This is a genomic window from Methylovorus mays (genome assembly GCF_020531915.1).
In the GTDB taxonomy this organism is placed as follows: Bacteria; Pseudomonadota; Gammaproteobacteria; order Burkholderiales; family Methylophilaceae; genus Methylovorus; species Methylovorus mays.
Map to the genome: position 1 here is coordinate 460,745 of NZ_JAJAVG010000008.1, position 20,369 is coordinate 481,113.

At 54.2% G+C, this 20,369-nt stretch carries 18 protein-coding genes; 13 read left to right on the forward strand and 5 right to left on the reverse strand.

The genetic code is table 11. The features are described from left to right. The first annotated feature begins 4 nt into the window (after window positions 1–4). Genes mrdA through lipA form a run of 8 tightly spaced genes read left to right on the forward strand, consistent with a single transcriptional unit; the run spans window position 5 to window position 7,912 of the window. Complete coding sequence (mrdA, locus tag LG203_RS12645) at window positions 5–1,936, forward strand: penicillin-binding protein 2 (RefSeq protein ID WP_230346086.1); 1,932 nt, start codon at window positions 5–7, stop codon at window positions 1,934–1,936. Then, window positions 1,929–3,023, forward strand: a complete 1,095-nt coding sequence (gene rodA, locus LG203_RS12650; RefSeq protein WP_230346087.1) for a rod shape-determining protein RodA — start codon at window positions 1,929–1,931, stop codon at window positions 3,021–3,023. The genes mrdA and rodA overlap by 8 nt, the downstream gene beginning before the upstream one ends. Continuing rightward, the gene (locus LG203_RS12655) at window positions 3,023–3,994 is read left to right on the forward strand and encodes a septal ring lytic transglycosylase RlpA family protein (RefSeq protein ID WP_230346088.1); all 972 of its coding nucleotides are present in this window, start codon (window positions 3,023–3,025) and stop codon (window positions 3,992–3,994) included. The genes rodA and LG203_RS12655 overlap by 1 nt, the downstream gene beginning before the upstream one ends. A gap of 18 nt (window positions 3,995–4,012) precedes the next feature. After that, window positions 4,013–5,149, forward strand: coding sequence for a D-alanyl-D-alanine carboxypeptidase family protein (locus tag LG203_RS12660; RefSeq protein ID WP_230346089.1), 1,137 nt, complete (start codon window positions 4,013–4,015; stop codon window positions 5,147–5,149). Window positions 5,150–5,153: 4 nt separating this feature from the next. After that, complete coding sequence (locus LG203_RS12665) at window positions 5,154–6,026, forward strand: D-amino acid aminotransferase (RefSeq protein ID WP_230346090.1); 873 nt, start codon at window positions 5,154–5,156, stop codon at window positions 6,024–6,026. Further along, window positions 6,019–6,285 carry an HP0495 family protein gene (locus LG203_RS12670; protein WP_013443253.1) on the forward strand — a complete coding sequence of 89 codons (267 nt, stop codon included), beginning with the start codon at window positions 6,019–6,021 and terminating at the stop codon, window positions 6,283–6,285. The genes LG203_RS12665 and LG203_RS12670 overlap by 8 nt, the downstream gene beginning before the upstream one ends. Before the next feature lie 2 nt (window positions 6,286–6,287). Then, a complete protein-coding gene (gene lipB, locus LG203_RS12675; protein WP_230346091.1) occupies window positions 6,288–6,929 on the forward strand; it encodes a lipoyl(octanoyl) transferase LipB in 642 nt (213 codons plus the stop codon). Next, on the forward strand, window positions 6,926–7,912 hold the full coding sequence (gene lipA, locus LG203_RS12680) for a lipoyl synthase (protein WP_230346092.1): 987 nt from the start codon (window positions 6,926–6,928) through the stop codon (window positions 7,910–7,912). The genes lipB and lipA overlap by 4 nt, the downstream gene beginning before the upstream one ends. 163 nt (window positions 7,913–8,075) lie before the next feature. Here the strand turns inward: lipA and LG203_RS12685 are convergent, their stop codons facing one another. Beyond that, complete coding sequence (locus tag LG203_RS12685) at window positions 8,076–8,231, reverse strand: hypothetical protein (RefSeq protein WP_230346093.1); 156 nt, start codon at window positions 8,229–8,231, stop codon at window positions 8,076–8,078. A gap of 688 nt (window positions 8,232–8,919) precedes the next feature. Here LG203_RS12685 and LG203_RS12690 point away from each other — a divergent pair. Both LG203_RS12690 and LG203_RS12695 read left to right on the forward strand, forming a co-directional pair. Next, window positions 8,920–10,260, forward strand: a complete 1,341-nt coding sequence (locus LG203_RS12690) for a sensor histidine kinase (RefSeq protein WP_230346094.1) — start codon at window positions 8,920–8,922, stop codon at window positions 10,258–10,260. A gap of 62 nt (window positions 10,261–10,322) precedes the next feature. Beyond that, window positions 10,323–10,958, forward strand: coding sequence for a response regulator transcription factor (locus LG203_RS12695; protein ID WP_230346095.1), 636 nt, complete (start codon window positions 10,323–10,325; stop codon window positions 10,956–10,958). Window positions 10,959–11,197: 239 nt separating this feature from the next. On the opposite strand, the gene LG203_RS12700 is transcribed toward LG203_RS12695, so the two are convergent. Beyond that, the gene (locus LG203_RS12700; RefSeq protein WP_268867423.1) at window positions 11,198–13,477 is read right to left on the reverse strand and encodes a prealbumin-like fold domain-containing protein; all 2,280 of its coding nucleotides are present in this window, start codon (window positions 13,475–13,477) and stop codon (window positions 11,198–11,200) included. A 426-nt stretch (window positions 13,478–13,903) separates the two neighbouring features. Then, window positions 13,904–15,397, reverse strand: coding sequence for an aminotransferase-like domain-containing protein (locus LG203_RS12705; RefSeq protein WP_230346097.1), 1,494 nt, complete (start codon window positions 15,395–15,397; stop codon window positions 13,904–13,906). A gap of 476 nt (window positions 15,398–15,873) precedes the next feature. On the opposite strand from LG203_RS12705, the gene LG203_RS12710 reads away from it, so the two are divergent. Next, the gene (locus LG203_RS12710) at window positions 15,874–17,745 is read left to right on the forward strand and encodes a methanol/ethanol family PQQ-dependent dehydrogenase (RefSeq protein WP_328487131.1); all 1,872 of its coding nucleotides are present in this window, start codon (window positions 15,874–15,876) and stop codon (window positions 17,743–17,745) included. Between the two features lie 111 nt (window positions 17,746–17,856). Here the strand turns inward: LG203_RS12710 and LG203_RS12715 are convergent, their stop codons facing one another. After that, entirely contained in the window at window positions 17,857–18,090 is a 234-nt protein-coding gene (locus LG203_RS12715; RefSeq protein ID WP_013443261.1) for a DUF2171 domain-containing protein, read from the reverse strand. A gap of 274 nt (window positions 18,091–18,364) precedes the next feature. Here LG203_RS12715 and LG203_RS12720 point away from each other — a divergent pair, with 274 nt between their 5' ends. Both LG203_RS12720 and LG203_RS12725 read left to right on the forward strand, forming a co-directional pair. Next, entirely contained in the window at window positions 18,365–18,691 is a 327-nt protein-coding gene (locus LG203_RS12720; RefSeq protein WP_230346098.1) for a hypothetical protein, read from the forward strand. 79 nt (window positions 18,692–18,770) lie between these two features. Next, on the forward strand, window positions 18,771–18,962 hold the full coding sequence (locus tag LG203_RS12725) for a hypothetical protein (protein ID WP_230346099.1): 192 nt from the start codon (window positions 18,771–18,773) through the stop codon (window positions 18,960–18,962). A gap of 252 nt (window positions 18,963–19,214) precedes the next feature. Here the strand turns inward: LG203_RS12725 and LG203_RS12730 are convergent, their stop codons facing one another. Beyond that, window positions 19,215–20,210, reverse strand: a complete 996-nt coding sequence (locus LG203_RS12730; RefSeq protein WP_230346100.1) for a methyltransferase — start codon at window positions 20,208–20,210, stop codon at window positions 19,215–19,217. Window positions 20,211–20,369: the final 159 nt, after the last annotated feature.

Sequence of the window (20,369 nt, forward strand, 5' to 3'; positions counted from 1 at the left end):
CCGATTGAACTACCGCTCCGAGCTCCGCAACTACCAGCTGGAACAGCATAACTTCCGCCTGCGCCTGGCGTTTATGGCCGTGCTGGTGCTGGTCTGCTTTGGCATTCTGGGTAGCCGCTTCTTCTTCCTGCAGATGATGAAGTACGATTATTTCCAGACCCTGGCGGAAAACAACCGCATCTCGCTGGTGCCTATCGTCCCCAATCGCGGGCTGATCCTGGATCGCAATGGCGTGATACTGGCGCACAACTTCTTTGCTTACACGCTGGAAATCACTCCCTCCAAAGTTAAAAATGTAGAAGACACCATCAACGAAATCAGCGAATTCATTGAGGTCAGTGCAGCTGACCGCAAGCGCTTCAAGAAGCTGCGTGCGCAGAGCCACAGCTTTGAGAGCGTGCCAATACGCACACATTTGAACGAAACTGAAGCGGCACGCTTTGCCGTCAACCGTTACCGGTTCCCCGGGGTTGAAATCCGTTCGCGCCTGTTCCGCCACTATCCGGAAAACAATCTCGGTGCGCACATGATTGGCTATATTGGCCGCATTAATGACCGCGATTTGACCGCCTTGTCTGAGTCCAACGAGTTATCCAACTACAAAGGCTCCGATCACATCGGCAAAAGCGGCCTGGAGCAGTATTACGAACGCCAGCTGCATGGCACCACCGGTTTCCAGCAAGTGGAAATCGATGCCGACGGTCATGCCGTACGTGTATTGTCCAGCACGCCGCCAGTACCAGGCGACAACCTCATCCTGAGCATGGATAGCAAGCTGCAACGCATAGGTGAAGAAGCCTTTGGCGATCATCGAGGGGCCCTCGTTGCCATCAACCCGAAAAATGGCGAAGTGCTGGCTTATGTGAGTCAGCCCACGTTTGACCCCAACCTGTTTGTAGACGGCATCGACAGTGAAAGCTGGAAGGCCCTCAACGACTCCATCGACAAACCCTTAATCAATCGCCCCATGCGCGGCATTTATCCCCCTGGCTCCACCTTCAAGCCATTTGTGGCGCTGGCCGGACTGGAGGCGGGCAAGCGCGAGCCGCCTTTCAGCATCAGCGATCCCGGCTATTTCATGCTGCCCGGCAGCTCGCACCGCTACCGCGACTGGAAACCAGGCGGTCATGGTCAGGTTGATGTACAACGTGCCATTACCGTATCTTGCGACACGTTTTTTTATGGCCTGGCGCTGGATCTGGGCATTGAACGCCTGACTTCATTTGTCAGCCACTTTGGATTTGGCCGCAAGACTGACATTGACATGAAAGGCGAAATGAGCGGCCTGCTGCCTACACCAGAATGGAAATGGAAGCGCTGGAAACAGCGCTGGTTCCCAGGTGAAACCGTGATTACCGGCATTGGCCAGGGCTACACGCTGGTCACACCACTGCAGCTGGCTCAGGCCACCGCCATCCTGGCCAACAAGGGTGTCGCCATGCGGCCGCGGCTGGTAAACAGCATTCAGAATGCACGCAATGGCGTGACGACACCCAACCCAGCGGTGGTCGTTGATCGCGTAGCACTGGATCCGCACCATGTGGAAATCGTCACCCAAGGCATGGTTGATGTCACCTTGCCTGGAGGTACTGCCGCGAGCGTGGGTGCAGGCAGCCCCTATGCCATCGCCGCCAAGACCGGTACAGCGCAGGTCATCGGCATCAAGCAAAATGAAAAGTACAACGAGAGCAAGATCAACGAACGGCATCTGGATCATGCATTATTCATTGCTTATGCGCCGGCCGATGACCCGACAATTGCCGTCGCTGTTATCGTGGAAAATGGTCGCCATGGCGGTTCAACGGCTGGCCCGATAGCACGCAAGATCATGGACTATTACCTGTTGGGCAAGGAACCCTCGCCACCCGTGCCCGCTGCTGGCCCTGCGGTGGTCAATAGCCCGGAACCCACGCACGAGGAAGAATTGCATGATTAGTCGCTTCGGCTCTTATGTTGTCAGACATATCGACTCCTTCCTGATGGGCAGCCTGCTGTTTACCATGCTGGTGGGGCTGTTTGTGCTGTATAGCGCATCTGGCCAGAATGTGGACCGCGTGCTTTCACAAGCTGCCAACATGGGCGCCGCACTCGGGATCCTGTGGATAGCCGCCAATATCGCGCCGCAGCATCTGGAACGGCTGGCTTTGCCGGTTTATATCCTGGGTATGGTGTTATTGGTAGGCGTATTCTTTTTTGGCGAGATCAGCCATGGCGCCCGGCGCTGGCTGCACATAGGTCTTGTGCGCATCCAGCCTTCCGAGCTGATGAAGATCGGCGTGCCCATGCTGCTTGCCTGGTATTTTTCGCGGCGCGACAACACACTGCGCCTCAGCAACCATGCCATTGGAGCACTATTGCTGGCGATTCCGGTGGCATTCATCATGAAGCAACCTGACCTTGGCACCTCACTGCTGATCGCCTCTTCCGGCTTTTATGTCTTGTTTCTCGCAGGCTTGAGCTGGCGCCTGCTGATCGGCCTGGCCGTATTTGCGGGGGTCATGGCGCCCATCTTCTGGACCATGCTGCATGACTATCAGCGCAAGCGGATTGAAATTCTGTTTGATCCCTACCAGGACCCCCTGGGCGCTGGCTACCACACCATCCAGGCCACCATTGCCCTGGGCTCTGGTGGCATGGCGGGCAAAGGCTGGCTGCACGGCACGCAGTCACAGCTGGATTTTCTGCCGGAGCGCACGACCGACTTCATCTTCGCCGTGTTCGGGGAGGAGTTTGGCCTGATGGGCAATCTGCTGTTGCTGCTGCTGTTCACGCTGATCATCGGCCGCGGCATGGTGATCGCAGCTCAGGCACAAAACATGTTCTGCCGATTGCTCGCAGGTAGCATCACCCTTACCTTTTTTACCTATGTTTTCGTCAATATCGGCATGGTCAGCGGAATTTTACCGGTCGTTGGCGTTCCATTACCATTGATCAGCTACGGCGGCACCTCACTGGTGACCCTGTTGCTGGGTTTTGGTATTTTGATGAGCATACACACCCATAAAAAACTGGTGACTTCCTGATGAGCCTACCTCGCTATCTGATTGCCCTTGCCATTCCACTCTGGTTAAGCGCCTGCGGCGGCAGCACCAGCGTCAAACCCGAGAGCGCTACGCCCGCTGCCAGCAAACCAGGCACCAGCACCACCGCCCCTCCCAAGCGCGGCGGCTACTACCTGGATGATGGCCCTGGTGATAACCCTCCAGCCGACATCGATGCCATTCCTGATGCGGTACCCCGCGCCGAAGCCCTGTTGCCCCGCGCCAATCGCCCTTACATTGCGCTCGGGGTCTCGTACAAACCCATGACGGAATATCAGCCTTACAAGCAGCGGGGCATTGCCTCCTGGTATGGGCGTCGCTATCACGGGCAGAAAACCTCGAGCGGCGAAATCTACGATATGTATGGCATGACGGGTGCCCACACCACCCTGCCGTTGCCAAGCTACGTGCGGGTCACCAACCCCGACAATGGCCGCTCGGTGATCGTACGCATCAACGATCGTGGCCCATTTCACAGCGACCGTATCATTGATCTTTCCTACGCGGCGGCCTACAAACTACGTCTGAGCGAAAAAGGCAGCGGACTGGTTGATGTCGAAGCCATCGACACGCGGCCAGGCGCAAAACCCTTGCCATCCGTGGTCACACCCACCCCGGCGGTGCCCACCCCACCACCCGGCGCGCCAGTGGCTGATACTCCATTGCCGCAGCCAATCACCGCCAATGCCCTGCCGCAAGTGGACAATACGGCCAGCATTGCCAGTGGCGATTACGTGCAGGTTGGCGCATTCAAATTACAATCCAACGCAGACGCATTGAGCAGCCGAATCAGGGAGCAAGGCTTGGCCGGCAATGTCGCCACCCAGAGCTGGTATAATAACGGCACCTATCGAGTGCTGCTGGGGCCATATAGCAGCCGGGCGGAAGCTGACCGCGCTGCAGCCAACATCAAGCAGACGCTGGGCACCACCGCCATCGTCATCCGCAAGTAATTTTCAAAGTAGGAAGCCATGTCTTATTTTTCTCGCATTTTTACCTTGGTTGCCGCCATTTGCAGTATTACCGCTCAGGCCGCAGAGATTCCACCACCACCTTCGCTCGCTGTTAAATCGTATGTGCTGCGCGATTTCAACAGCCAGTCCACCATCGCCCAGCAAGCAGGAGATGAGCGGGTTGAACCCGCCTCACTGACCAAGCTGATGACGGCCTATCTTTCATTCAAGGCAGTCAAGAATGGTCATCTGCAGCTGACCCAGACGCTGCCGATCAGCGTCAAGGCCTGGAAAGTGGAAGGCTCCAAGATGTTTGTCGAGCCGAACCGTCCAGTGACGGTAGATGAGCTGATGCATGGCATGATCATCCAGTCTGGCAATGACGCATCGATTGCGCTAGCGGAAGGCATTGCGATTACCGAAGAAGCCTTTGCTGACCTGATGAACAAGGAAGCGGCACGCCTGGGCATGAAAAATACCCATTTCATGAATGCCACGGGCCTGCCTGATCCGCAGCATTACACCACGGCGTATGACCTGTCACTGCTGGCATCCGCGCTGATTCGCGACTTCCCTGAAGATTACAAGCGTCTGTATTCGCAAAAGCAATACAGCTACAACAACATTACCCAGCCTAACCGCAATCGTCTGCTATGGCTGGACCCGTATGTGGATGGCATGAAAACGGGCCACACCAAGACCGCTGGTTATTGTCTGATTTCTTCCGCCAAACGTGGCGAGACACGGTTGATTTCGGTCGTGCTTGGCACCCCTTCGGACAGCGCCCGTGCCACCGAAAGCCAGAAACTGCTGAACTATGGCTTCCAGTTCTATGAGTCACACCTGGTATACAAGCGTGGCCAGCCGATCAACCAGCTCAAGGTATGGAAAGGTCAGGACAATGTCGTCCCGGCCACGGTCCCCGCTGACCTGTCGATCACGTTGCCCAAGGGCGAATACGCCCGTGTAAAAGCCAAGGTGACCAGCCGTCAGCCTTTGATTGCCCCGATCAGCGCCGGTCAGAATGTGGGCACCATCGAATTCTTCCTGGATGACAAGTTGATCGACAAGCGTACCCTGGTCGCGGCCAAAAACGTGGAAGTGGCCGGCCTGTTTGGTCGCCTGTGGGATACGATCAAACTCTGGTTTGCCTAAATTCATGTCGCAGATCGTGTACCTGAACGGCGCCTTCATGCCGATAGAAGAAGCCCGCATTCCGGTACTCGATCGTGGCTTCATCTTCGGCGATGGCGTGTATGAGTTGATCCCGGTTTACTCGCGCCACCCCTTTCGCCTGCAAGAACATTTGCGCCGGCTGAATGCCAGCCTCAGCAGCCTACGCATACCCAATCTGTACGACAGCGCTGCCTGGAGCCGCCATGTGGAAGAGCTGATCAAGCGCAATGAAGCAGAAGACCAGTCCATCTACATTCAGGTCACGCGTGGGCCTGCACCGCGCGACCATGCATTTCCTGCGCATGTGGAGCCTACCGTTTTCATGATGAGCAATCCGCTGATCACGCCGCCTGCCAGTCTGGTGGAAAGCGGCGCCGTCGCCATCAGCAGTCAGGATATCCGCTGGGATCATTGCGACATCAAAGCCATCTCATTGCTGCCCAATGTGTTGCTGCGTCAGATGGCGGTGGACGAAGGGGCGGTCGAGACTATTCTGTTCCGGGACGGTGTGCTGACCGAAGGGGCGGCCAGCAATATCTTTGCGGTCGATAATGGCGTGATACTGGCCCCGCCCAAAGACCAGCACATGCTGCCTGGCATTACCTACGATGTGATCTTGGAACTGGCGGCAAGCGAAGGCATTTCCGTTGATATTGGCTATTTCCCTGAGGCACGCATCCGTAGCGCCGATGAACTATGGATGACCTCATCGACCAAGGAAATCCTGCCCATCGTCAAGTTGGACAATGCCCCCATTGCAAACGGCCTGCCTGGCCCCATATTCAAGCGCATGTATAAAGCCTATCAGCTTTATAAAAACCACATAATGCGTAGCGCGGAGACACCCCATGGCTGATCAAGACACTCTGATTGAATTTCCTTGCGACTTCCCCATCAAGGTGATGGGAGAAACGCACGAGACCTTTTCCGACACCGTGGTGGATGTTATCCGGGTGCATGCGCCCGAATTCGATGCTACCCGCGTCGAGATGCGCGCAAGCTCTGGTGGACGCTATATCAGCCTGACATGCTATGTGTATGTGACTTCCAAGCCCCAGCTCGATGACATCTATCGCGCATTGACTTCGCACCCTAGCGTCAAGGTTGTGCTCTAAGCATGCCCTTGCATATTCGCCGGCTCGGCTTGAGCGGGTATGAAGACACCTGGCATGCCATGCAGCATTTCACCGCCAGCCGCGGCGCTGACACGCCGGATGAGCTGTGGCTTACCGAGCATGCTCCCATCTACACCCTAGGGCTGAACCGGCGCGATGCGACGCCCCCGTTACGTTCCGACATCCCGCTGTTGCCGGTAGATCGTGGAGGAAAAATTACCTACCATGGCCCTGGTCAAGTTGTGATTTATCTGCTGTTGGATCTGGGACGACGCAACTGGACCATCCGGCATGTCGTGGATGCCATGGAAAACAGCATCGTCGCCTTGCTGGCCGAGCATGCAATAGAAGCCCATGCCCGCGCGGATGCCCCCGGCGTCTATATCGGCGAGGCCAAGATCGCCTCCCTGGGCCTGCGGATAAAGCAGCAGCGCTGCTATCATGGCCTAGCCTTGAATGTGGACATGGACCTTGCCCCTTTCAGCGCGATCGATCCTTGCGGCTATAAAGGCATGCCTGTTACACAAACACGTGACCTTGGCCTGCCCCTCACCCCAGCGCAGGCAGGCGAGCGACTGCTGAAATTGCTGGCTGGCAAGCTGGGGTATACTGAAAACGAATTCTTAAGAACCGAAGCCCTATGAGCGACACACTGGAAATCATCCCGCCCCCGGCCACTCCCCCACGCAAGGTAGCGGGTGTCAAAGAAACCGGTGCGGCAAAAACAGCGCGTATTCCCATCAAGATTGTGCCGCAACCTGCTATGCGCAAACCGGAATGGATACGTATGAAAGTGCCAGATAGTGCGCGCTTTCAGGAGATAAAACAGGTATTGCGTGAGAACAATCTGCATACCGTCTGCGAAGAAGCATCCTGCCCCAATATCGGAGAATGCTTTAGTGGCGGGACTGCCACTTTCATGATTCTGGGAGATATCTGCACGCGTCGCTGCCCATTCTGTGACGTTGCGCATGGCAAACCACTGCCGCCAGATGTCAACGAACCTGAGAATCTCGCCCGCACCATTGCCCAGATGCGCCTGCGCTATGTCGTGATTACCAGTGTAGACCGTGACGATCTCAAGGATGGCGGCGCCCAGCATTTTGTCGACTGCATACGCGCAGTCCGCAGCCAATCCCCCGCCATCAAAATTGAAATTCTGGTGCCCGATTTTCGCGGTCGCCTGGACCGTGCAATGGAAATCCTGTCGCAAGTCCCGCCCGACGTCATGAATCACAACCTTGAAACAGTGCCACGCCTTTACAAGCAAGCGCGGCCCGGTTCTGATTATCAGAACTCCCTGGACCTGCTGAAAGCCTTCGGCGACCAGCATCCTGATACTCCCACCAAGTCTGGACTGATGCTCGGCCTCGGCGAAACCGACGACGAGATTCTGCAGGTAATGCGGGATCTGCGCGCGCATGGTGTCACCATGCTGACACTGGGCCAATACCTGCAACCCAGTCCGCACCATTTGCCCGTGGTCAGATTCGTCACACCGGAACGATTCGCCCAGTTTGAGCAAGAAGCTCTCGCCATGGGCTTTGTCAATGCCAGCTGCGGCCCCATGGTACGCTCGTCCTACCACGCTGACGAGCAAGCACACGCAGCAGGTACTCCACTCTAACGCCCCCCGCCACTATGCTTAACCTCCATCCGCTCACCGGAAGGAGGTTAGCGCATCTTCCTGCTTTATTCGCACACCACTAACGTGGAATCTCCCTGATACAGCAGCCTCGACATTCCACATGCGTGCAATTTCCGTCGCCATCCATCAAAGCCTTAACACCTCAATCCCCAGCTAGATTTAACTCCTGTTGCAGAACTTTTTCTTCAAGCATGAATAGGCATGATGACTTTATTAATTCATCATTATCACATCCTGCTTTTTCCTCATAACTTCTCATCCAATTCACTTTTATCAAGAAATTAAGCACTTCTTCCATTGCAAAAACCCAATAAATTATGGATTAATCTTAAACTGAATTTCAGTCATTACTATTATTCATGCTGGGGCAGAATTGATTAGATAGAGAGCAAATTGTAAAGGTTAGTTAAAAACTTATTCAAAGAAATATTATGCAACCAGTCATGATTTTGGCGCATAGCATTACGCATATCAGAGGGAGAAAAAAAGTAAATTTGCATCAGATCATTAATGCAAAATTTCATGTCTCCCTACAAAGCACTATTTGGATGCAATTTGCGGACTTATGAGGTCTGCAGACTGATTGGCACGCGCACGCCACATAGCATTGTGATGATTAATATACAAAATATTAAGATGCCAATTTGTTGCCGGGGAGCATCCATTAATATGAAAAATGCCTGGTCAGCATTTGCCATATGTCGCATTCAACAAAAAATGTGACCCACCATCACAGGGGAATTGATAAAGCCACCGTGGAGAAGCAGCAACTTTCCACATGATCACAGCTAAACGTCATCATGCCGTCCTAAACTTATCCTCCACTTAATATTTCACTTTTTCACATGAGAGACGGCAGCACCTGCCCCAAGGGGATATTACCCTGCAGGGCAAACCTATTTATCGTTAGACACGAAAGCTAAGAAATTAAAAATGAAATGGGGAAAACAAAAATGGAGATAGGCCCAACAAGTCCAGACTTCTTAATGGCCGCCTTAATCGCATGGCTTTTGCCTGTCATCTCTTGGGGCTTGATGCAAAGCCAGTTTTCCATGTCAAAAAAATCCTGGTGTCTGGGCCATCTATTACTGGCCATTTCCCTGCTGCAGCTTCTCGTATTCCCAGGGTCAACCCTTCATTGGGTCACATTCATCTGCATCCTCATCGCCAATACCTTGTGCGCTTACAGCTTGGCGCTGGAACTCACCAATATCATTCAATGGCGAATGTGGGCCATTATCCTTGGCGTGGTCTGCGCTGCCTATGCCCTGATCCAGCAGGCAGGTCATCGCGAATTGAGCGTGCTATTCACGCAGTTCATATTCGCATTACAACTTTCCGGATTGTGCCTGCTTGCATTCAAGTTACACAAACAAGCATCCCTGGAGAATGCAAAGTGGCTGGGATACAGCTATACCCCAGCGCTTATCGGCGTGCTGGAGATGCCAGACACGCCTCTATTCAATCATGTGCCATTACCCATGAGCATGCCATTAGACGGCGACCTGTTCTATATCTGCCTGCTTTCCTCCAGCATCTTCTCGCAATTCGCCTATCTTGCCCTGATTTATGAAAAAGGGGCCGCAAAAAAAGTAACGGGACACATGAAGGAAGCCGACGCAGATGAGCTTCATCATCTGAATGAAATCGCCCATAACGCCAGGCAAGAAGTACTGCTCGAACTCACGCCTTACCTTGCCCATGAACTCAGCCAGCCACTCTCCAGCATATTGCTTGAGATACAGTACATTGAACGGTTACTACCCAAAGAAAATGCCATTGATCAGGAAATCCTTGCTGCCACGAATCGCATCTCATCCGCAGCTCAAGCAGCATCCCGCATCGTCAACAATATCCGTTCCTTTATTAAACCTTCGGCAACCACCCATCGCAAAGTTTCCATTAATGAGCTAATCGCCAAGGCCCATGATCTTGTTCACGCGTATGCGGGAAAAGCCGGCGTGAATTTTGTATTTACCCCGCCCGAACACCCGATGTTCATTATTGGTGACCAGGCCATGCTGATCCAGGTGCTCGTCAATATTTATCGCAACAGCATTGATGCAATGCGCGACGCGCCCAACAAGATCATCCATGTTAGCGCGTATATGCAGGCGATATTTCCCTGTATTGAAATCACAGATAGCGGTGATGGATTTAAAAATCTTGAAACACTCGGCACGCCATTCATGACCACAAAAGAAAATGGGCTTGGACTGGGACTTGCTATTTCAAGCTCAATCATGCGGTTGCATCAAGGAGAGATTCTTTTTTCAAACGCTAAGGAAGGGGGCGCAAAAATCAAGTTACGTTTCAGAAGTAGTTAACTTATGTAATCCATCGAAAAACATAAATCCAAAACACTCTCTCGGGGAAAGTACTTATTAATATGGAACTACTCAATAGCCATAGTAAGAACGTCATCATCATTGACGACGATCCAGCGATCAATGCATCCATGTCGCGCTTTTTGACATTGGCGGGGTACCAATGCCACGTATTCGGTTCGGCCGTCGGTGTAATCAGCTTCATCAAAGAACATACTGAGTTTCTGACGACCCCTTCATGCATCGTTTGCGACAACCAGATGAGCGGCATGACAGGGTTGCAGCTCCAGGAAGCGTTGCAAGACAAGGACATTAACGTACCATTAATTCTGATCAGTGGAGAAAGCGATGTTCACGAAGTCGCCAGCGGATTCAGAAAGGGGGCAATTGACTTTCTGATCAAGCCGCTAGATGTTAACAAGCTTGAACAGGCCACCGAAAAAGCCCTGGCCTACCACTCCACACAATTGCAATCGACCAGCAGCAAATCCATCCTGGCCAGCCGGGTGGCTTTGCTTACGCCACGTGAACGCGAAGTGGCACGTCTGGTGGCTAAAGGGCACACCAACCTTGGGGTGGCATTAAATCTCAATATTGCATTAAGAACGGTTAAGCTGCACCGGCACCGTGCATTAAAAAAGCTGAACGCTTCGGGCCTGGTCGATCTGGTGAAAATCAGTGAGCTAGTAGATTTGTAGATATCGTGCTGATCAATAGAAATAACACCTCATGACGCAACACCCAGGGTCGTTTCCGTACTCGTTATTGCAAGGCAACCAACGCTGCATATGCATTGGTTGCCAACACACAGTCTTTCGTCTCGCCGGATACCAGGCTACACGCCCAGGCTATGTGGCATTTCCCAACTCCGCGTAGCCCACCAAACCCTCGGCCTCAGCTACGCGATTCCACCTGCAGGCATTCTCTCGTCCGTCTATCACTCCACCTGGACCTGGAAGAGTACATTCCCACTGGCAGACGGGTTGAGGATCCCATCAAAACTCCATTGCATTTCCCCCTTGCCACCCTTTGACTGCGTGGCCGAGCAGGCTACCGGTGTGCTGGTGTTCTGGGGGGTTGTCTTCAGGCAGTTGCCTAAGTCCGGCGGCGTCGTGCCCGCACTCGCCGACTGGAAGATCGTATACGCCGGCGTGCTGTCCGAGATCACTATCGTGCTCATCGGGCTGCTGCTCTTGTTGGTGTAGGTAACACGGTATTCCAGAATGTCTCCGCTCTTGGCTTGGTTCTTGGTGCCGAAGGTGCCACTGTTTGTCACGTTACGAACCTCTTTCACCAAGGAGAAGGCATTGTTGCCCACCGTGGTAGTCTCTGTGACGCTGTAGCTGGCACTCAGGCTGGGGCTGGCGTTGCTGAAGCTGAACGTGCCGCTGAGGGTCGTGATGTTGCTGTTGCCGTTCATTGCGGTGGCGGGAACGCTGACCACACTCACCAGGCACATAACCTCACCCTGTATCACCGTGACCGGCCCGGTAATGAGGCTGGCATTGCTTTGACGACTACCCGTGCAACCCGTGTCAGTGTAAAGCGCGTTATTCCAGCCGCTGATCGTGGGGGTGGAGACTTGGCTGCTGCTGAAGCTGACGCTGCCCCCTGTGCCCGCCGTGAAGGTGTGGCTGTAAGAGACGGTTCCTCCGGCTTGGCCGGACTGCGTGCCGTTACTGGTGAAGGTGCTGACCGGGACCAGGCCGAAGTTGAGAACGGCAGTACCGCTGGCGGGGGCGCTGAAGCTGATGCGCTGGGTGCTGCGGCTGTAGGTGTAGCTAATGCTATTGACGTTAGTGGCGGTGTCACTCGGCAACACGGTGCCGTTGGCGTTGGCGCCTGTGCCCAGGTAGGTGTTGGGTGCCGTGACGCTGACGCAGAGCGGACTGCCTGCCGTGACGCTACTGGGGATGTTGAAGGCCCAGGCGCCGTTGCCGTCGGTGGTGGTGGTGCCGTAGCTGGTGCTGCCGCAGTCACTCAGGCTGAGGCTGAGGTTGCTGATGCCGGCCTCATTGCCGTTACGCAGGCCGTCGTTCGGAGTGCCGGTGTTGCTGGTGCCGTTAGGGGCACCACCGTCATTGAACACGACGCCGGAAAGACCGTTCAGCTGGTTGACAATAGTGCAGGTGAAGTCGGCATTCGCCACCATTTTATTGGCAGGGATGGTGAGCACGCTGCCCGTGAGAGTACCAATGGCGCCGGTGCCGTTATTGTCGGTGCTGCCGTTGGCGTCTACGCAACTGGCGGAGACTGGCTGCTTGGACCAGCCGAGCGGACCGGCGGATTCGGTAATGGTGGCTTCCTGCCCGGCGGTGCCGCTGAAGGTGGTGGGGTGCTGCACAGCGGTGCCGGCGGTCACCGTGGTGATGCTGGCGGTGGTGGCCGAGAGGCCTTTCAGCTCAAACGTGAAGGTGCCAACACCGCCTTGCGATTGCTTGGCGATCTTCACACGCGGATTAACCAGCACGCTGATCTCGTCGTTGGTGCTTTGCCAGACGGTGTAGGCGGCAGCGGTGCTGCCCATTGTGATGAGGTTCATCGGGGCAACACCGATGGTATTGCGTGTCCCGTTGGTGAAGGCCGTCGCGAAGAGGTGATCGCTGTCTTTGGTCCAGTTGCTCACCGTCAACGCATAGCTGTTGAGGGTAAGGGTGGCGACTTTCAAGCTGGCAAAGCCGCTGCTGTCCAGGTCGATGGTACTGGCCGCGTTCTGGCTTAAGGTGCCCAGGCTGATCGTCTTGCCACCAGCGATCTTGAGCGTACCTCCAACCAGGACGATATTGACGTTGAGGTTGGTAAGGTTGTCTGTCAGGATCAGTGTGGCGCCACTGTTGACCGTGATGGTGCCGCTGCCGGTGATCGTGCCGACGCTGAAGGTGCCGCTGGTGAGTGTCACACTGGCATTGGTGCCAAGCGCGAGTGTGCCACTAATGCTGGTATTGGCGCTACGCGTCACGCTTTGGCTGTTGATGTCGAGCGTGGCACCATTATCTACCGTCACCACGCTGCCAGCGGGCACGCCACTATTGCCACCGTAGCTTAAGGTACCAGCGCTCACTGTGGTGTTACCACTGTAGGTATTTGCGTATGACAGGGTCACCTTACCAGCGCCAGTCTTGGTGACTGTTCCGTCATTCCAGAGCAGAGCACTAACTAATAGAGTGGCGCCAGATGCGGCAATATGCGACCCGAAAAGCAAGGTAAACCTGGGCATACAAATGGGGGGAAGTTGGCGATTGCTCACCTACTTTTTATGGAAATGGGAAGGGTGAAGGGAAGTGAACTAAGGCGCAGATTCTGATTGTCTTAAATATGAAATATGACTTTTCTCATGGACTGAATCAGTTAGTTGAAGTTTCTGAAACTTGGAATGAAAATACTATCTTAACTTTATGTTTATATTGTTTTTTTACAAAAACTTACCAAGCACCCTCATGCTGAGGCATATCGAAAATGGGGGACGATAAGAACTAAAAAAAAGTGGGGATCCAGAGAAAAATGCAGGGGACGTCGGGTACTCAAAATTGACAGCCATGGCATGTTTATTTTTTGAGATTCCCGCTTTTTTGCAGCGATTGGAAAATGCAAATTTTTGGCTGTGGATGACAGCCTTGAGTTTTTTATTTTGTGGTGACCTAAATCACCGTGTAAACAGCCCTATCACATGCTTAATCTTCAGGATGAGCTCCTTCATCTGAAACTCGTCCAGATGGGAATAGCCTAAAAGCACGCCCGGCAGGCGACTGCTTTCGGCCGCGTAATGAATATTCTGGACCAGCTGAATGCCGGCTAGCTTTACATGCTCAGCCCAGACAACAGGCGGGATGGAAAGTTTAAACCCCAACCAGAAAAACAGGCCAGCCTCTGGCATACGAAATGACACCAGTTCGCCCAGCTCATCCAAAAGCAGGTTGGCGGCGTACAAGCGACGTTGGTTGTAAATACGGGAGGCACGACGCACCAATCGGTGGAATTCCCCATTCTGGATAAGTTCGGTAATGGCTGACTGACTCACCGGGTCGTCTACTTGCCCCATCAACTGGCGTTGGCGTGCGCATTTATCAATGAACTGCGGCGTATTGGCGATGTAGCCTACTTGGCGATCAGCAGGCAACACGCTCGGCAGCGCGCCGAGATAGATGATCCGTTTGCGCATATTGCCCGTCGCGACGGGCGGAAACGCAGGTCTATTGAAAAAGAGATGCTGGGAATAATCAGCCGCAATAATGTGAAAATCCAGCTCATCGGCGACCTGCAGCAGTCGTCGTCTACGCGCAACGCTCAGGGAGACGGTAGTCGGGTATTGCACCTGATGAGTGACAAAAATGGCCTTCACCGGATGATGGCGGCAAAGTGCTTCTATCTCGTCATCTTTCACCCCAGCCTCATCAATATCGGCAAACAGAATACGCGCACCTAGCGACTCAAATACACTCAAGGCTTCCGCGGGGGCCCAACGTTCAAAAATCACGTAATCGCCAGGAGATAGTAAAGCACGCGCGCTGATATAAATGCTCTGTTGTAATCCGCGTGTCAGGCAAAGCTGATCAACCGCCACATTAAAGCCACACTCCTCATGCAATAAACCAGCTACGGCCTGCCGGAACGTGGGGTGCCCTCTGTAGTCGGGTGCTTCCATATAGGAGGCACGCGCGACTTTAGCCATGGCACGCTTGGAGGCCCGGATGTAGGTTTCATATGGAATAACCCGTTTGTCCGGCAATCCCTCGCCCAACAACAGCATAGGGGTTTGCTGCGGCGTAATTGGCATGGACGCGCTGGCGGAGAATGCCAAGTCCAGTGCCGGGACCTCCAACAGCTGGGTTTTTGCAGGATAAGGCAGAGCCTCAGAAACAAAGGTTCCTCGTCGATGCTGAGTGGTAAGCCAGCCCTGAGCAATCAGTTCGTCGTATGAAAGTACAATGGTTTTGCGGTTAACGTTCAGCATCGCCGCTAGCTCGCGGCTGCCTGGCATGACGGTATTGGGTGGCAGTCGCCCCTGGCGGATTTTTTCAACGATTTGCTCGGCAATTTGCAGGTAAAGCGCCGTGCCAGGCTTGAATGGACTGAAATCAATATTCAGGTTCCAGGTACGACGTAAACTTTGGCCATGTGACGACATAGTGCGCGTCATGCCATACGCACCTGTTGCACATCTGGATCGATCAGTGTTGCAGCGTTAAACATGGGAAATTTCATCAGGGATCAGCCCCTGAATTGTCGCTCATTGACCCCTGGTAAAATTGTAGCAATTTGTATATTAAATGTTACAATTTGTTGGCATTCACTTGCCCGCATGTTGCAGCATGTATGTGTACACTTCACGCCAAAACCTGATACATCCAAGCTAACAAGGCAAACTAGGATTGCCACAGTCCACTGCCAGCTTAATTTCTCACTGCCTGGCCCCCAATGATGATCGCCATCTGGACCATTTGGACCCTTAAAGTTATTTCATCTGGCTCACGCCATCCATTTTACGTTTCGTTACAGTCTTTCGCTTCAAACCTTAATTTCTCGTTACATATTTGAGGTTTGGTCAGAAAAAGGGGCTCAACCCCATTCCCACAGCTATGGTGGCGTAAGACTTAAACAATGGAGATTTTAAAGATGAGCAAGATGAAATTGGCACTGGGCGCCGTGGTCGGCATGACCGTCGCCCTGCCCATGATGGCATTTGCTGCAGCCGATCAGGAAGCCGCAATGGCCAACCCTGCCAACTGGGCTGGCCCACGTGGTCAGTACAATGGCCAAGGCTACAGCACGCTGAACCAGATCAACAAATCCAACATCAAGAGCCTGAAATCGGCATGGACTTTCTCTACCGGTGTTAACCGTGGTCACGAAGGCTCCCCCTTGGTGATCAATGGCGTGATGTATGTGCACACTGCGTTCCCGAACAACGTTTACGCGCTGGACCTGAACGACGACCAGAAGATTCTCTGGACTTACTTCCCCAAGCAAGACCCCTCCGTACAAGCAGTGCTGTGCTGCGACAACGTCAGCCGCGGCCTGGGTTTTGGCGATGGCAAGATTTTCCTGCAACAGAATGACGGCATGCTGGTTGCCCTGGATGCCAAGACCGGTGCCAAGGTTTGGGATGTGAAGAACACCGACCCCAAGCTGGGCGCCAGCAACACCAACGCACCTCACGTATTCAAGGATAAAGTGCTGACCGGTTGCTCCGGCGGCGAGTTCGGCGTGCGCTGCTTCCTGGCTGCTTACAACCTGAAAGATGGTTCGCTGGCCTGGAAAGCTTACTCCACAGGTCCTGATAGCGAAGTGCTGATCGGCGAAGACTTCAACAAGGCTAACCCGCACTACAATGCGCTGTCTGTATACCAGGACGTGAACGGTGGTAACAAGGAAGGTGGCTCGTTCAAGGCACTGACCAAGGACCAGCTGAAGTACCCTGAAAAAGAACTGGGCACGCGCACCTGGCTGAAGCCACAAGCCACCAAGAATGGCTGGGAGCACGGCGGCGGTTCCGTATGGGGCTGGTTCTCCTATGATCCCAAGCTGAATTACGTGTACTACGGCACGGGTAACCCATCTGTCTGGAACCCGGACGTACGTCCTGGTGACAACAAGTGGTCCATGACCCTGTTCGCACGTGACTTGAATACCGGTATCGCCAAGTGGGGTTATCAGATGACCCCTCACGACGAGTGGGACTATGACGGCATCAACGAAATCGTCCTGTTCGACAAGGGCGACAAGAAGTACGCTTTCCACACAGACCGTAACGGTTTCAACTACACCCTGGACCGCACCAACGGTACTCTGCTGGTGGCTGAGAAGGCTCACCCCTTCATCAACTGGGCGACCAAGGTTGACCTGAAGTCCGGCGTGCCACAAAAAGATGCGCGTTACTCCACACACGAAGACTACAACGCCAAGGGTATCTGCCCGGCCGCGCTGGGTGTCAAGGACCAACAGCCTATGGCTTACTCGCCACGCACTGGTCTGATGTACATCCCGTTGAACCACGTTTGCATGACCTACGAGCCCGTGGAATCCAAGTATGTGGCTGGCCAACCATGGGTGGGTGCAAGCCTGACCATGTTTGCTGGTCCAGATGGCGTAATGGGCGGTTTCGAAGCCTGGGATCCATTGAAGGGCAAGGCCGTCTGGTACAACAAGGAGAAGTTCTCCTCATGGGGCGGCGTACTGGCAACAGCTTCTGACCTCGTGTTCTACGGCACTCTGGAGCGTGACTTCAAGGCCGTGGATGCACAAACCGGCAAGTTGCTGTGGAAGTTCCAGGTTGGTTCTGGCGTGATCGGCAATGCCTTCACCTACAGCAACAAGGGCAAGCAATACGTTGGCGTACTGTCCGGTATCGGCGGTTGGGCTGGCGTTGCGATGAACCTGGGCCTGGATAACGACTCCGACGCACTCGGTGCCGCAGGTGGTTACAAGGAACTGACCAAGTACAACGCGGCTCCTGGCGGCGGTGCACTGAACGTGTTCAGCCTGTAATCAAGCTGCTGTTTTCAATCGCCTGGTAACGGGCATTGATAATAAAAAACCCGCCTCACATCGAGGCGGGTTTTTTTATGACCAGAACCAATACAGCCAAAAGCCGTGGCTTCAGTTGGGTTGGGTCAGCCACTCTGAAACAGCGCGCTTTTCATCGCAAGAAAGTTTTACTTCAGCATTATCGGTAGAAGCCACCCAGTCCTTGGGAATGTAGTGATGTTGGCCCTGCTCATCCTTGGTGAGTTTGATGAGATTGGTCCCTTCCAGGCCATCGACGGTACCCACTTTGGTGTTCTGGGCGGAAAGCACCGGCATGCCGGGCAAAATAGCGTGAGAAACTGACATATCAAAACCTCCATATCGTCTAAAAGTCATCTGGTGCGTAGTGCAGTTGCATGCGACATGCAAACCATGGATTCACGATGACAGATCAGACGCGTGCTCAGCGAGAGAGTCACGTCCTATAGTGCTGTAGGACTTTATTAGCCGGTCATGTCCGATTTAGATTTTCCTACAGCACAATAAGAAATACCTTGATGTTGCAGGTGGCGCTTAGCTTTCACGATACATCCTTGCACAGTCAATACATCCCATAACTCAAGACTTCAAGGAGATCATCATGAAAATCAATATCTACGGAAAATACCTCGGCCTTGGCATTCTGCTCGCCTGCCTGCAAACGCCATTGGCCTTTGCCGGAGGCACCAACAGTGGCTCGAATACCAACGCCACCCCGGGCGACAACAGCACCTCCACATCAACCCCGGCCGACGGCAGTGGTAGCCAGCGCAAGGGCACCCACCAGCCAGAAAAAACACAAACACCCAAGCGTTCGGATGAACTGAATTCAAACCGCGCGGGGACAGGAACCGGCAATAATTCTGGCACTGGCAACAGCTCGTCCGGCAGCTCCAGTGGTTCAGGCAGCAGCTCTGGCTCGCATTAAGCAAGCACTTGCCGCCTGCTGGTTATTCCTGGCGGGTGGCGGTCAACTATTCAGCCAATCTCATTTCAGGAGAATTCGTATGGGTTTGTTCTACATAAGCGCGTGGGATAAATCCGCCCATCGTGACACCCCCATCTGGGAACATTCGCTGTCTGCCAAGGATATCGATGAAGCATATCGCATCGGCAAAGCGCAATTTCAAACCGAACGGCCGGAGCTGGACCTGCGTCAGTTCCGATTCGAGGCCACCTGGGGTTCGGTTGAAAAATAACAGCTGACACATGGGGATATAGAGGTCCCATCAGGCATCGATATATCCCCATTTGCGCAACAAGTTCAGTTCTCCATTCTCCAGGCGCTGGCCTATATCGTTGCGGTAGCGCAGATTAGGCACAATCACCTTGCCCGCCAGCACATAGGCACGCGCTGGTTTGTTCCACTGTCAGAACCGTGCCAGTAGCCACACGGCTGTACATGCCAGGGAGGTCACAGTATTCACCTATCGCCAATGTGCGCATGGCGGCTATGGCTCGCGCTTCAGGGTGAGCACCACGGCCGCAATGCGGTCCGCGATGTCATAGGGTGGCAGGTCCAGCTCCTCCCCAAAAATATCGGGGTCAATTTCATCGTAATGCCAGGAAAAACCAGATCGGTTTTGCAGACGCGCCTGCACGTCAGCAAAAAAAGGATCAGCTCCCTCCACCATGGCAACGCCGGTATACAGCAACAGCACACCACCCGGCGCCAGGCGCGCCATGGCAGCATCGACCATGCTCAGCGAAAGCTCGGCACCCAGCGCCCCTCCACCATGGCGGTAACTGCGCTGAGCGGCATCGACCAGATACGGCGGATTGGCAATAATGAGATCAAACTCACCAGGCACATCCTGCAATAAATCACTGTGCAGCATCTGCACCCGCTCGCAGCCATTGGCTGCGGCATTCACCCGTGCCAGCGCCAGCGCATGCGGGTTGATATCCACCCCCAATACCTCGGCATTCGGGAACAAACCGGCCAGCGCAATCGCCCCGACGCCGCTCCCTGTTCCGATGTCCACTGCTCGCCTGACCATCGGCTGCTGGGTCCTGGCATATTGTTGTACGGCCCGGATAAAGCGGTAAGTATCCGGACCAAAAAATACCGACGACGCCTCCAGCGTGGGATAAGCCGAATGCAGGAAGAGCTGCCCGTTCAGGGACGCCACCCGTACCTTGCTGCGCCAGCCCATTTCCACGGGTTGCAGCACATCGCCAGCTTCCATCAGGCCAAATAACGGCTCACCGGCCACATCCGCATGAAAGGGCCGCCCCCAGCCCACGATGTCGCGTACCGTTTTAGCCCAGGCCTGGGCATCTCGCTTGTAAATGCGCGAATGGCTCAAGGGAGTAATCGCCACATGCTGGTAATTCACGCCTCGTAGATAAACAAGCAAATCCCGCAACGCGGTCGCTTGCTCGGAAGACATGATCTGTTCGGAGTTGACGGGCTCTGGCTGGTTCGCGGGTTCATCGGGGTTCAAAGCTGGCCTCTGGTTTCAATGGGATGATCAAACAGCGTCCTGGCACCTCTTTTGGAGCTGGAGGCGCCGACCTATTCATGGCTCAGCTTAACAAAAGCCACTGGCACCGTCTGTAAGCCGCGTCTTACAGCAATCTCGGAGCCGGGCGGATAAGCAGAA